This is a genomic window from Elusimicrobiota bacterium, assembly GCA_016180815.1.
GTDB lineage: Bacteria > Elusimicrobiota > Elusimicrobia > JACQPE01 > JACQPE01 > JACPAN01.
Map to the genome: position 1 here is coordinate 50,364 of JACPAN010000014.1, position 12,937 is coordinate 63,300.

Consider the following 12,937-nt stretch of genomic DNA (forward strand, 5'->3'; position numbering starts at 1 on the left):
ATGATATTTTCCTTAATTAAAGCGTTGTTGGGGCAGCCAAGTTTCCAGATACCGGATATTGAACCATTGGCGTCCTCCGGAAAAAACAGGATCTTCCATAAGGCGTTGATGAAAACCGGTCGTCGTTGGGATGCCTTCGATCAACAGTTCCCCCAGCGCGCCGCGCATTTTGGCGATGGCCGCAGGCCGGCCCAGGGGCGAAACAGCGATAATTTTAGCCACCAGGCTGTCGTAGCTTGTGGCCAATGTCATGTACGGAGTCAAAAATGTGTCCACCCTGACGCCGGGCCCGCCCGGCAGCGCGCATTTTAAAACCGTCCCCTCGCCGGGCAGAAAGCCCTGCGCCGGGTCTTCGGCGTTGATTCTGGCTTCGATGGCATGGCGCGCGCCCAGCGCGAGCGGCGCGGTTGTTAACGGTTCTCCGACGGCGATGGCGATTTGGAGCCTGATCAAGTCAAGGCCCAGCAGCTCCTCGGTCACCGGATGTTCGACCTGAATGCGTTTGTTGATTTCCATAAAATAAAACGTTTTGGTGTCCGGCAACAGCAGAAACTCGACCGTGCACAGTGTGGTTAATTGGCAGGCGTCCATCGCGCGCCCGGCGGCTTCAAGCAGTTTGGCCCGGGCGGCTTGATCGATGAAAGGCGACGGGGATTCTTCCAGAAGTTTTTGATTGCGGCGCTGAATGGTGCAATCCCTCTCCACGAAGGCTTCCACGCGTCCTTTCAAGTCCCTGGCCACCTGAACCTCGACATGGCGCGCGTCATGGAGAAGTTTTTCAAGGTACAGCCCGTCCTGCCCGAACGCGGCCTTGGATTCGGCCTGCGCCATGTCAAAGGCGCGGGGCAATTCCTCCGGGGTTTTGACCAAGGTAATGCCCCGGCCTCCGCCGCCGAAACTGGCTTTGAGCAATACCGGAAATCCCATGGAGCGGGTTTCCTCCAACGCTTCGCCGGCCGAGGTTAACGCTCGCGTGCTGCCCGGAATCACGGGCACGCCGGCTTTGCGCACAATTTCTTTGGTGGCGAATTTGTTGGCCAGGGAAGCCATCACCGAACCTTTTGGGCCGATGAAAACCATCCCGGCTTCCTCGCAGGAGGTGGCAAATCGGTCGTTTTCCGCCAAAAAACCGTAGCCGGGATGAACCGCCTGAGCGCCGGATAGACGGGCCGCGGTCAGAACGCGGCCGATATTTAAATAGCTTTCCTTGGCCGGCGCCGGGCCGATGCACCAGGCTTCATCCGCCATGCGCACATGTTGACTGTCTTTATCTTCTTGCGAGTAAACGGCGGCTGAGGAGAGGCCTAATTCTTTAAGCGCCCGGATGACGCGGATGGCGATTTCGCCGCGGTTAGCGACGAGAACTTTCATGAGCGGATGATTTCGATTAAGGCGATGGGGTCGCCGTAGCCCACGTTGCGGCCGTCCGCAGCCAGGGTTTTGAGAACTTTGCCGTCAAACGGCGCCACCAAGGCCATTTTTTCCGCGGCTCCTTCCACGTGGCCCAATGGATCGCCTTTTTTGACATTGACCCCGGGGCGCGTTTTATCCGCGGCCAGCGTTAATGTGCCGATGGTCGGGGCGCGCACATACCCCAGGGCCTGGGCGCCGGACGACGGCGCGTGCGCGCCCGGCTCAAAGACCATGTGCACCAGAACCGGCGGGTTCGAGGATTTATTCTCGTAATAAATCTCGGCCAAATCCTTTTTATCTTTGGCCCACTCCAGTAAATCGAGCGCTAAATCCATGTTATTTGGTCGCGGCCACGCGTTCCACGTAGTCGCCCGAGTACACGTCCACTTTAATGGTGTCGCCTTCTTTGATGAACACCGGAGCCTGGACCGTGATGCCGTTTTCCAGCTCCACGGGTTTTGTCGGGTTCGTCGCGGAATCGCCCCTGATGCCCGGCGGCGCGCTCGTGACTTTGAGCGCGACGTTGGCGGGCAGAAGGATATCCAGGATTTCGCCGCCGATATAGAGGGCCTCGACTTCCATGTTTTCGGTTAAAAATTTGGCCGCATCGCCGATTTTTGATTTGGAGAACACCACGGTTTCATAACTTTCCATGTCCATGAGATGGGCTTCATCCCCGTCGAAATACATGAAGGTCTTGGGCCGTTTTTCTACCTCCGGGGTTCGGAGGCGATCCGTGGACCGGTAGCTTTTTTCCATGACATTGCCGGATTCCAAATCTCTTAATTTTGTCCGGCAGACGGCCGCGGATTGGCTCATGCGATGATGCTGGAATTTAATCACTTTAAAAAAGCGCCCGTTTTCCTCAAAAATGGAGCCGGGACGCAAATCAACAGCTTCGATCATTTTGGCAACGCTCCTTCTTTTGTTGTTAAAGCCTTTTCGATATTTTCGGCGACTTCCTCGGGCTCCTTGCCGTCGATCTCAACAGCGAATTCCGCGACTTCCTCATATTGAGGCTCGCGCCGGCTCATTTCCGCGCGAATGGCCATGAGCGGGTCCTGGCGCGTGAAAAACAGGGGAGCGACATAAGGCTTGTCCTGGATGCGATGCCAAATCGTTTCGGGCTTGGCTTTGAGCCAAACCGCGCGCGTGGCTTTTTTAAGCCGGGTGCGGTTGGCGGGGCGATTCAGCGTTCCGCCGCCCGTGGCGATCACGCAGGATCCGTTTTTTTCCGTCAAATCCGCGATCACCTGGGTTTCCAGGTTCCTAAATTCTTCCACGCCGTACTTGCCCAAGAGCTCGGTCACGGATTGTCCGGTGCGGTTCTCAATGGCGCCGTCGACGTCAAAAAAAGCGCTGCCCAGGCGGTCCGCCAAGACGCGCCCGATTTGTGTTTTGCCGACGCCGGTAAATCCGATCAAAGAGATGCGCATGATTTGGGAACATGAATTATACCATCCCGTCTATCGCCAAAGGTTTTTCATGGGGCTGGTGTCATCGCAATCGGCGCCCTCGATCCAGCGGTGCCCCCCGCAAAAAGGCGCCTCGGACCAGGCGTCGTCACCTCCGAAGCCCAAGGGGTTTAAATCATTGACGAAATAATCCTGATCGTGGGAGTAGGATTCCCCGACATTGTGCCAGCGCCTGGGGGCAGCATCGGATTCGACCGGCGGCAGCACGCGTGCCCCCTCTCCATTGACGTTTTCATGGCAGCCCCAGTCCGAATAAGGGCCTATGGATTCATCGCGCGAGGTATCAAAAAATGCATGGTGCTTGCCGGCCGATAAATAAACCACGGGATGATGCCCTAAGTGAAATTGGGCCGGGGTTTGGGGCCAGCGGTAATGGCCGTTCGTCACCCCAATCAAATCGAAGCGCCGCCCGCGCCGGTCGCTCCAGACATAAACGGTGACGACCTGATTATCGCCTAAATGCCGGTCCCGGCAAATCGAAGCCGGGCCATAGCCGCCATCCAGGGCAAAAAGATAGGCATAGCGTATCTGAATGATGCGCGGGCCTTCCCGGCAGAAATAATCAGGTTCCCGGCGCACGACCGGCCGGTAAGGGGTGACCTGATATAAAAGGACCGGCTCATTGTCTTGGCGGGCATTTTCATTGGAGTCGAAGATGAAATACGGCCGGAAAAAGGCGGCCACGGCGTGTTCTCCCTCATCCGTCATGCAGTCGTCATCCTCATCCTTGTTGATCAAATCGTAATCCCGGCCCCTGGCTCGATGATCTTGAGGTTCAGGACGCACCAGCATCAGGCCTGTTGTTAATTTTAGGTATTTGGGCCGTTCCCCAAGCGCGGGTTCTGCGGAAAGCAGGGTGATCAGAGCGAGCATGAATTTCATGACAGGACAATGTTAACTTAACTTGTGGAAGAGTTTTTTGCAAGGGGCGGGTTTTTTGTCAAATGAACGATCAACGCCTACAATCTATAGGCCACTTGACAGGAAAAAGCGCTATATTTATAATTAGCACTATAAAAGAAAGACTGCTAATTTAGCAGACTATAAAAAGGACTGCTAAAAAAGGCAATCTATTTATAAACACAGCAATAGGAGGACTGCGGGGGCTCCGCTTACGGCGGGCCGGCATCCTCCGAAGCTCTGCGAAGGAGGAAAAACAATGGCTGAAGCAACGTTGACGCGAGTCAAAATTCGGCCTCTAGGTGACCGGGTTCTTGTCCGGCCGCTTGAGGCGAAAGAGCAAAAGCGCGGCACCCTTATTATTCCCGACACGGCGAAAGAAAAACCGATGGAGGGAGAGGTTGTCGCAGTCGGCAAAGGCAAGACCTCGGATGAGGGCAAGGTTATGCCCATGGACGTTAAAGCGGGCGACCGGGTTCTCTACGGCAAATATTCAGGCACGGAGATCAAAATCGACGGCGTGGAATATTTGGTCTGCCACCAGGACGATATTCTCGGTATCCTGGAATAGTTTCATTACAAAGGAGGATTAGACATGGCAAAACAGATAGCTTACGGCGATGATGCTCGCAAAAAGATTAAAGCGGGCGTTGATAAGCTGGCGAATGCGGTCCGCGTGACCCTGGGACCCCGGGGACGCCACGTTTTGTTGGATCGTAAATTCGGCAGCCCGGTCCATGCCGATGACGGCGCTACCGTCGCCAAAGAGATCGAACTCGAGGATCCCTTGGAGAACATGGGAGCCCAGTTGGTCCGCGAAGTCGCGACCAAAACCAATGACATTGCCGGCGACGGCACCTCGACCGCGACCATTCTGGCCCAGACCTTGGTGTCTGAGAGCTTGAGGAACGTCACGGCCGGCGCCAACCCGGTCTTCATTCGAAACGGGATGCAGAAAGCCGTCGAAACCGTCACCAAAGAAGTCCGGCGCATGTCCCGGCCGGTTAAAACCAAAGAGGAGAAGGCGCAGGTTGCGACCATCTCCGCCAATGACACCGAGGTCGGCAGCCTGATTGCCGAGGCCTTGGAGAAAGTCGGCCATGAGGGCGTGATCACCGTTGAAGAAGGCAAATCCGCGGAAACCACGCTTGAAGTCGTGGAAGGCATGCAATTCGACCGCGGCTGGATCAGCCCCTATTTCGTGTCCGATGCCGAGCGCATGGAAGCGGTCTTGGAAGACCCTTATATCATCATTACCGATAAAAAGGTCTCCGCCATGAACGATCTTTTGCCCGTGCTGGAGAAAGTCGTTCAGACCGGCAAACCCTTCTGCTTGGTCGCGGAAGACGTCGAGGGCGAGGCCCTGGCGACGCTCGTGGTCAACAAACTGCGCGGCACCTTAAAGTGCGCGGCGATCAAAGCCCCCGGCTTCGGCGACCGGAGAAAAGAAATGCTCCAGGACATCGCCATTTTGACCGACGGCAAAGTGATCTCCGAGGAACTGGGCTTTAAGTTCGAGAATGCTTCCTTGGACATGCTCGGCCGTGCGAAACGCGTCGTTGCCGACAAAGAGAACACCACCATCGTGGGCGGCGGCGGCGACAAGACCGAAATCAAAAAGCGCGCGGATCAGCTCCGGCGGCAAATCAAAGACACCACCTCCGACTACGACCGGGAAAAGCTCGAAGAGCGTTTGGCGAAGCTTTCCGGCGGCGTGGCGGTGATTGCCGTGGGCGCGGCGACCGAGAGCGAGATGAAATCCAAAAAGCTCAAAGTCGAAGACGCCAGAAACTCCACCAAAGCGGCCGTTGAGGAAGGCATTGTTCCCGGCGGCGGCGTGACCCTCTTGAGGGCTGCTAAGGCCCTTGAGAATTTGAAGGGCGCTAATCCCGATGAACAGGTCGGCATCAACATCATGAAACGGGCTCTTCAGGAGCCGTTGCGGCAGTTGGCCTGGAATTCCGGGCTCGACGGCTCGGTCGTCGTGGAGAAGGTCTTTTCGCTCGATGAGAACTGGGGCTTAAATGCCTCCACGGGCGAGTACGTGGACCTGGTGAAAGCCGGTATCGTTGATCCCGTCAAAGTGGAGTTGGCAGCATTGCAGAACGCAGTTTCCATCTCCGGGCTTCTGTTGACCACCGAGTGCATGGTCAGCGATATCCCTGAGAAGAAGGAAAAAATGCCGGCTCCGGGCGGCCATCACGACATGTGCAGGGGGCTTTTGTTTTGGGTAGAATGAGTTTCTCGTGGGGGAGGGCGGGCTTTGTTGATGAAAAAATTTAAAATCGCCGCCGTCCTGATCGCCGTTCCCCTGGCATTAAACGCGGCTCAGTCCGTCCGGCCGACCAGCACAACCATTCTCCTCGCTGAAATCAGCACTTATTCATTCACTGTTTCTTGGCGCGAGCGTAATAACGGCGATGTCACGTATACGCTGATTGCGGCGACAAGCTCGTCCTTGAGCCCCATTGTCTTAAGCTCCACGTTTCATGATCCTGTTAGCGTCTCAACCAATTTCGCGCAAGCTGTTATTGCCGGGCTGCAGCTTAACACCAAGTATTGGGTTTCGGTGCAGGCGCAGAAAGTCGGGAATACGCCTAGTTTATGGTCGGCGGCGGATAATGATTGGACATTAGCCAATGCGCCGCTGGCGTCGACGGCCGAGGCTGTTACCTCGAAAAAAATCGTTTTGTCTTGGGATGCGCAGGGGAATCCTCCGACGACAAAATACGAAGTGACGTATTCTTCGGATAATTTCGTCAATCACCTCAAAACAGCCGTTGGTTTCGGCGCTAATTACACCTTGACCCAGGCGACGGTTTCTTCGTTGTCCGCCGATACGCTTTATTATTTGCGCGTGCGCGCCAGGAGCGGAGGCGGTGATGATTCCGGTTATTCGAATGTGATCACCACCCGCACTCAATTGGGTCCGGCGCCTAATCAACCCACATCGACGACGATTGCCGCGGTCGGCGCCGCGAGCATGACCGTGACTTGGAAAGAGAAAAACAACGGACTCTTGGACTACATTGTTTCCGCTTCCACGGACTCCAATGACTTGGCGGGCTCGATCGAGATCACGAGTACGGTGACGGACGCCAATTCAGGGACCAAAAAAATCGCCCAGGCTGTCTTGAGCCCTTTAACGCCCAATACCCGGTATTGGGTTTCGGTGCGCGCCATCGAGCCCGATTCCGTGATCAGCGCGTTTTCTGCGCCGGACGAAGCCGCGACCTTGGCCGAAACCCCGATCGCGGCATTCACCGGGGTTTTCATCAGCAGTTTGGCGCTCAATTGGGCCTCACCTGCGGTCGATGCTTCCGGATTTAAAGTGCAATTGTCCACCGACGCCTCGATGACGCCGCCGGTCGTTTCTCAAAACGCCGGCGGCGCCGTCACCTCGGCCATCATCAGCGGACTCCACGGTTCGACGACTTATTTCGTCAGAGTCGGAGCCATTAATCCTGATAATGAAATCAGTTATAGCGCCGTCATCGCCACCACGACCAAACCCGCGCCGCCGCCTCTGCCCCCGTTGTCCGAAACACCGACATTGACCAAAGCCATTGCCGTGACCCATGCTTCCCTGACCGTGGCTTGGAAGGAGAAAAACGGTGGCGACGTTTCCTACCTTGTCGTGGCGTCGACGGATCCTGATGATATCGCGGGCAGTATCGTTTCTTCGGCCACGCATCGCGATCCGCTGAGCAATGTGGATGAAATCACCACAACCACGGTTTCGGGTTTATCCCCTAACCGGGCCTATTGGGTCAGCGTGCAGGCCACGCGCCTGGGGTACCGTTCGAGCGACTTCTCAAGCCCCAACAGCACCATGACCTTGGCTCAGGCCGTCAGCCCGGTTTTTTCCCATGTGACCAGTTCCGCAATCACCGCGGCCTGGAATATTCCGCCCGGGGGGGCTTCCGGATTTGTTTTTGAGTTGGCGGGCACGTTCGATTTTTCCAGCGCGCTGTCCTCGTCGAGCCGCAACGCGCCGGTGACCGCTCTGGCCATCGGGAATCTGTCGCCTAACTCGGTGTATTTCGGCCGCGTGGCTTCAATCAACACCGAAGGCGTTTTCAATTGGAGCTCCATCATCACGACTCAAACGCCGCCGGCGCCTTTTGCGCCCCCGGCGCCGGCCCAACGGCCGGAACTGTCTGCGATCGTCGGCATCACAACCGGCTCAGCCATCGTTTCTTGGAAGGAGAAAAACAGCGGTTTCATTCAATATATGCTGGTCGCGGCTTTGGATAACAACAATATAGCGGGAACCATTGTCGCGACTCGCCTCCTGACGGATGCCGGCAGTCAAATCAATAAAGTCGCCACCGCAACGCTTTCCGGCTTGATGCCCAACACCTTGTATTACCTGGCCGTTTCCGCCTCCAGAGGGGGATTATCGTTTGATAATTTTTCCCTCCCGGGCCAAATTGTGACCTTGGCCAATCCCCCGGATGATTTGGACGCCTTGCGCCAGGGGCCGGGGTCTTATCTTGTCCGTTGGTCCGCTGCCGGCAATCCATCGGATACGGCTTATGAACTGAGTTTTTCGCCGGATAACTTTACCGCCGTTGTTTCGACGCCTGTTCCATTTTCGGCTAAATTCACCGGAACCAAGGCCGTGCTGTCGAATTTAGGCACCGGGCTGACTTATTACGTGCGCGTGCGCGCTCAAAACAAGGAAGGAAAAACAGGCGCATTTTCCGAAACCTTGGGGTTATTCGCCCAGCCGCCGCCGTCGGCATCGTCATCTACGGTCAAGCCCGGCCTGGCGGCGATCGTCGTGCCCGTTAATGACACGCGCCTTGATTTCGGCGCCGGCGCCATGCGCAACGATGCGGTGATTTATGTTTCCACCGACCCGGTCAATGTGCCGATCGAAGTCAACCCGGTCCTCATCCAAGATGCCGTCAACCGGCTTGAGGGCAAGCAGTTATTAGCCGGGTTGATCAGGGAATTTTTGGCCGTGGAACAGGGCAATCAGAGGGTTGAACGCTTCGGCGCGCCCGTGACTCTTGAAATTTCTTACGCGGCCCATGACGTTGACCGTGACGGCATCGTGGATGCCTCGGTTCCCGCGATTTCCGTTCAAGAATTGGCGATTTGGCGTTTGGACGAGGCCAAGGGCGAATTTATTCTTTGCGCGGGCTCCCGTGTCGACACGGGACGCCGGGCGGTTATCTGCAGTTTGGAACATTTTTCCGTATACGCGGTGTTGGCGCAGCCCCGGGTTTTATCCGCGGCGCAGGATGTGTATGCCTTCCCCGTTCCCTGGCGGCCCAATGACGCCGACGCTTCCAACGGAACCGCGGCAGGCATCACCTTCGCCAATTGTCCGGCTCAGGGCAACATCGCCATTTATTCCTTAGCCGGCGATTTGGTCAGAACGATCGGGCTGACCGGAGCCGCTCAAATTATCTGGGACGGCAGGAATGAATCCGGGGATTTTGCGGCGAGCGGGGTTTATCTCTGGCGCGTCGAGGACGGGGGTTCCTCGAAAACCGGCAAGCTGATGGTGATCCGATGAGCGGAGTCCGGGCGCGGGCGGCCTGGGCTGCGGCTTTGTGTTTATGGCCCGGCGTTTGTCGCGCGGATTCCGCGGGCACGGTCTCCGGAAAATTTCTTTCCTTGGGCGTCGGCGGCGCGGCCATTGCCATGGGGGAGACGGGCGTGGGCTTGAGCCGGGGCGTGTACGCCGCTTATTGGAATCCGGCCGGGCTGGCGTTGATGCCGTCGCCTGAAGCCGCGTTCATGCACAATCAATTTTTTGAATCCATCAATCAGCAGTATTTAGCCTATGCCCATCCTTCGCGTTGGGGCACGGCGGCCGTGGCTGTGACGCGCCTGGGCATGGACCCCATCGCCTCTTACGATGCCGCGGGCGCGCGCCGGGGCGACGTCGAGGCCGCGGATACGAGCGCGGGTTTTTCTTTCGGCCGGCTTTTGACCCAATCATTCGCCGTGGGCGCGGGCTTAAAAATGGTCCAGGAGCGTTTGGGACCGGTGACCGCGGACACTTGGGCTTCGGATTTAGGCTTGATTTGGCGGGTTCCCGATGCCGGATTGCCGGAGCGATTAGGCGAGCTTCATTTAGGCGCCGGTTACGCGAATTTGGGCCCGGGGTTGAAATTCGATCAGGAGCGTTTCCCTTTGCATGAGACGCTGCGCGTGGGCTTGGGATTAAAAACGAAGCTCGCGGCCCGGCCGCTGATCGTGGGCCTCGACGGCGTCCGTCCCAATGACGGAGAGGCGTTCGCGGCCGCCGGTTTTCAATGGCAGCCGGTTGATTTTTTGGCGGCGCGCGCCGGGTTTCGCTCGGGTCAGGATATCGGGTCCGGGCTGCGTTTCGGCGTCGGGTTTTATATCAAGGCCGTGAGCGTGGATTATGCTTGGGCGGGTTTCGGGGATTTAGGCGCCGCTCATCGCATGAGCGTTCAATTTCGTTTCGGCCGCCCTCAACGCGCCCAACTCAGCCTGATCCGCGGCGCGCCGATGATTAAGGAAATAACGGTCGTGCCCCCGGTCTCCTATCGTTTCGGCCAGCCTAAAACTCTTCCTTGGGATGCGGCCTTGAAAACGCCGGCCCCGGCGTCGGCCGTTGGCGCCTCCGGCGTCGAAGCGAAAAGTCCGGAGGCCGCCAAGCCGGCCCGCGCCGCGTCTGCGCCGGCGGTGGTTTCGCCGCAGGAGCGCGGTATCCAACATGCGGTAGCAACGCCTGACATGGCCGGCGCCCGTTCGGCCCGGCGCGCCCCCGGGTTGCTTATAGCCATGGCCGCTTTGCTGGCGGGGTTCCTTTGGTTTAAGCGGCGCAGAAAACGGTAAACTTTCCTCATGCGCGTCGCCACCGAGACTTACATCGACGAGGCGCCGTTATGCTTCATCGATTGCGAAACCACCGGATTGGATCCTTTTCACGGCGACCGGATTTGCGAAATCGCTTTCGTCCGCGTTGAACAAGGCTCGATCACCAAAACCTTCGAGACGCTGATCAATCCCGAGCGGGAGATTTCCTTGGGCGCTTTTTTCGTCAACGGCATCGACGGCCGTTCCCTGGTGGACAAGCCGCGTTTTATTGAAATCGTGCCCGAGATCATGGAGGCGGTCAATTCGGCCGTGCTCGTCGGCCATAACGTGGTTTTTGATTTGAGTTTTTTACGAGAGGAACTGCGGCGTGTCGGCATGAGTTTGGGCGCGGTGCCGGCCGTTGACACCTTGCGCTTGGCCAAGCGGCTCTATACCTTACCCTCATTCGCGCTGGCTCCGTTGGCTGAATCTCTGAACGTCGACACCGAGGATTCAGGTTTTGAGGAACCCGCGCGCTTGCATCGGGCCATGGCGGATGTTCGTCTCCTGAAAGGCGTCTTCGATTCCATGGTGACTCAATTGCGTCGGAAGGAGGGCGTGGTGCGCCTGGGTGATTTGCTCAAAATCGCCGGCCATTAGTTATGACCGCACCACCGGTCGGCCTCTATTCGGTTAAGAAAACGAATTTTATCGATATCGACCCATCCAAGCCTTTCGCCTGGGCTGATTTTTTGTCCGTGGTCAGGGCCGGCACGGCCGCGCGCGCTTCAGTGTCCGCCAAGCGCCGCATCGACGCGGGCCATCGGACGCTTTTAAAGCTTCTCGATGATCCCGCCGTTAAAATTTACGGCATCCACACCGGTTTCGGCGGCCTCCAGGGAGAAGCAATCGCGGACAATGATTTGGAGCGTCATCAGCGGGATTTGGTCGCCAGCCACGCCTGCGGCGTGGGTCCGGAAATGGATAAATTCGAGGTCCGCGCCATGATGTACTTACGCGCCAGGCAATTAGCGCGCGGGCATTCCGGCATTTCTCGGCGCGCCTTCAACGCGTATTTGGAAACGCTCAACGCCCGGCGGCCGCCTGCCGTGCCCATCCAGGGGTCCGTGGGCGCTTGCGGCGATTTGATCCCCTTGGCGCATGCCGGATTGCATGTGCTTGAACGCATCCCGGCCGGGTCCCTGGGCCCCAGAGACGGTTTGGCGTTGATCAATGGAACCGAGGCTTCCTTGGCGTTGGCTTTGCTCGGGTTGGAAGAAAGCCGGCATCTCTGGCGCGCTGCGCTGCAAGCCGCGGCCATGGGGTTGTTCGCCGTTTCCGGGAAAACCGAATCTTGGAGCCCGGAATTCATCAGGCTCAAAAAACACCGGGAGATGGAAGTCGCGGCCGAGGATCTTCTACATTGCCTTGGGTCTTATAGGAAAAACGGCCTCCCTCAGGACCCTTATTCCCTGCGCGCGGCCGTTCATTTGCTCGGCGCATCGTTGAAGCTCTTAAATACGGCTGAAGAAATGCTCACAGCCGAGGCGGATTCGGTAACGGATAATCCGGTGATTTTGCCCAGGGGTCCGTCTGTTTTTCATGGCGCGCATTTCCATGGGATTCAAGTGTCCTTGGCTGCGGATTTGTCGGCCTGGGCCGTGCATCTGCTGGGCCTGACATCGGAACGCCGCACGGATTTTTTATTGTCCGGGAGGCGCCAGTTGCCTTCCATGCTGGCCGCGCGCACGAAGAGTTCCGGGCTCATGATGCTGCAAACGGTTCAAGGCGCTTTGGTCGCTGAAAACAGGATTTTGGCGCACCCGGCTTCTTCCGATTCCATCCCCTTGTCCGCCAATCAAGAAGATGTGGTACCCATGGCCATGGGCGCGGCTTTGAAATTAAAAAACGTGGTCGCCAATGCCTCCCGCGTCATTGCCGTGGAGGCGCTGGCCGCCGGGCGTGCCGTGGTTTTGTCCGGGCGCGCCAAGGAACTCGCGGCCAAGACGAATCTCGCCCCCTTTATGGAGCGTTTGCGCCGCGCCGCCGGCGTTGTTCTTGAGGGCGAGGACCGGGGATTTTCCATGGCCATCGAAATGCTGGCGCTCGCCTTAAGGCGGCCCGAGAATATAAAATAGACTTTTCATGGCGGCTAAATTTCTTCTGACGCTGTTTGCGGCGGTTTTTTTGGGCGGGGGCCTGCTTTATTTATCCAGGCCGGAAAAAATTCTTCATGTCCACAAGGCGCTGCGCGACATGTTGTTAAACGACGCTTATGTCGGTCTGCATCGCCGCCGCATCGGCAGCGTTTTTGTTTTAGTCGGGATGGTCATCCTGGCCGTTGCCTGGCTTGAAAAATAAAC

12 protein-coding genes are annotated in these 12,937 nt (G+C 57.4%); 7 read left to right on the forward strand and 5 right to left on the reverse strand.

Annotated features, from left to right (window positions below):
- Nucleotides 1-12 precede the first annotated feature (12 nt).
- From HYT79_07725 to HYT79_07745, 5 genes are read right to left on the reverse strand one after another with little or no spacing between them, the layout of a single operon-like run.
- Nucleotides 13-1,371, reverse strand: a complete 1,359-nt coding sequence (locus HYT79_07725) for an ATP-grasp domain-containing protein (protein ID MBI2070481.1) — start codon at nt 1,369-1,371, stop codon at nt 13-15.
- The gene (locus tag HYT79_07730) at nt 1,368-1,748 is read right to left on the reverse strand and encodes a hypothetical protein (GenBank protein MBI2070482.1); all 381 of its coding nucleotides are present in this window, start codon (nt 1,746-1,748) and stop codon (nt 1,368-1,370) included. The genes HYT79_07725 and HYT79_07730 overlap by 4 nt, the downstream gene beginning before the upstream one ends.
- 1 nt (nt 1,749) lies before the next feature.
- Nucleotides 1,750-2,319 carry an elongation factor P gene (gene efp, locus HYT79_07735; protein ID MBI2070483.1) on the reverse strand — a complete coding sequence of 190 codons (570 nt, stop codon included), beginning with the start codon at nt 2,317-2,319 and terminating at the stop codon, nt 1,750-1,752.
- Nucleotides 2,316-2,849 carry a shikimate kinase gene (locus HYT79_07740; protein MBI2070484.1) on the reverse strand — a complete coding sequence of 178 codons (534 nt, stop codon included), beginning with the start codon at nt 2,847-2,849 and terminating at the stop codon, nt 2,316-2,318. Before HYT79_07740 ends, efp begins: the two co-directional genes overlap by 4 nt.
- 30 nt (nt 2,850-2,879) lie before the next feature.
- Nucleotides 2,880-3,770 carry a hypothetical protein gene (locus HYT79_07745; protein MBI2070485.1) on the reverse strand — a complete coding sequence of 297 codons (891 nt, stop codon included), beginning with the start codon at nt 3,768-3,770 and terminating at the stop codon, nt 2,880-2,882.
- Between the two features lie 277 nt (nt 3,771-4,047).
- Between HYT79_07745 and HYT79_07750 the strand changes: the two genes are divergently transcribed.
- From HYT79_07750 to HYT79_07780, 7 genes are read left to right on the forward strand one after another with little or no spacing between them, the layout of a single operon-like run.
- Nucleotides 4,048-4,359 carry a co-chaperone GroES gene (locus HYT79_07750; GenBank protein MBI2070486.1) on the forward strand — a complete coding sequence of 104 codons (312 nt, stop codon included), beginning with the start codon at nt 4,048-4,050 and terminating at the stop codon, nt 4,357-4,359.
- Nucleotides 4,360-4,383: 24 nt separating this feature from the next.
- Nucleotides 4,384-6,027, forward strand: coding sequence for a chaperonin GroEL (gene groL, locus HYT79_07755; protein MBI2070487.1), 1,644 nt, complete (start codon nt 4,384-4,386; stop codon nt 6,025-6,027).
- A gap of 30 nt (nt 6,028-6,057) precedes the next feature.
- Nucleotides 6,058-9,318, forward strand: coding sequence for a fibronectin type III domain-containing protein (locus tag HYT79_07760; protein MBI2070488.1), 3,261 nt, complete (start codon nt 6,058-6,060; stop codon nt 9,316-9,318).
- Complete coding sequence (locus HYT79_07765; protein ID MBI2070489.1) at nt 9,315-10,613, forward strand: PorV/PorQ family protein; 1,299 nt, start codon at nt 9,315-9,317, stop codon at nt 10,611-10,613. The genes HYT79_07760 and HYT79_07765 overlap by 4 nt, the downstream gene beginning before the upstream one ends.
- A 9-nt stretch (nt 10,614-10,622) precedes the next feature.
- Nucleotides 10,623-11,234, forward strand: coding sequence for a 3'-5' exonuclease (locus HYT79_07770; protein ID MBI2070490.1), 612 nt, complete (start codon nt 10,623-10,625; stop codon nt 11,232-11,234).
- Nucleotides 11,235-11,236: 2 nt separating this feature from the next.
- Nucleotides 11,237-12,712, forward strand: a complete 1,476-nt coding sequence (locus HYT79_07775; protein ID MBI2070491.1) for an aromatic amino acid lyase — start codon at nt 11,237-11,239, stop codon at nt 12,710-12,712.
- A 7-nt stretch (nt 12,713-12,719) separates the two neighbouring features.
- Nucleotides 12,720-12,935 carry a hypothetical protein gene (locus HYT79_07780; protein ID MBI2070492.1) on the forward strand — a complete coding sequence of 72 codons (216 nt, stop codon included), beginning with the start codon at nt 12,720-12,722 and terminating at the stop codon, nt 12,933-12,935.
- Nucleotides 12,936-12,937: the final 2 nt, after the last annotated feature.

Coding starts and splice junctions, on each gene's coding strand:
- HYT79_07725 (MBI2070481.1), bottom strand. CDS start 1,371: ATGAAAGTTCTCGTCGCTAACCGCGGCGAAATCGCCATCCGCGTCATC.
- HYT79_07740 (MBI2070484.1), bottom strand. CDS start 2,849: ATGCGCATCTCTTTGATCGGATTTACCGGCGTCGGCAAAACACAAATC.
- HYT79_07760 (MBI2070488.1), top strand. CDS start 6,058: ATGAAAAAATTTAAAATCGCCGCCGTCCTGATCGCCGTTCCCCTGGCA.
- groL (MBI2070487.1), top strand. CDS start 4,384: ATGGCAAAACAGATAGCTTACGGCGATGATGCTCGCAAAAAGATTAAA.
- HYT79_07770 (MBI2070490.1), top strand. CDS start 10,623: ATGCGCGTCGCCACCGAGACTTACATCGACGAGGCGCCGTTATGCTTC.
- HYT79_07730 (MBI2070482.1), bottom strand. CDS start 1,748: ATGGATTTAGCGCTCGATTTACTGGAGTGGGCCAAAGATAAAAAGGAT.
- HYT79_07775 (MBI2070491.1), top strand. CDS start 11,237: ATGACCGCACCACCGGTCGGCCTCTATTCGGTTAAGAAAACGAATTTT.
- HYT79_07765 (MBI2070489.1), top strand. CDS start 9,315: ATGAGCGGAGTCCGGGCGCGGGCGGCCTGGGCTGCGGCTTTGTGTTTA.
- HYT79_07750 (MBI2070486.1), top strand. CDS start 4,048: ATGGCTGAAGCAACGTTGACGCGAGTCAAAATTCGGCCTCTAGGTGAC.
- HYT79_07745 (MBI2070485.1), bottom strand. CDS start 3,770: ATGAAATTCATGCTCGCTCTGATCACCCTGCTTTCCGCAGAACCCGCG.
- efp (MBI2070483.1), bottom strand. CDS start 2,319: ATGATCGAAGCTGTTGATTTGCGTCCCGGCTCCATTTTTGAGGAAAAC.
- HYT79_07780 (MBI2070492.1), top strand. CDS start 12,720: ATGGCGGCTAAATTTCTTCTGACGCTGTTTGCGGCGGTTTTTTTGGGC.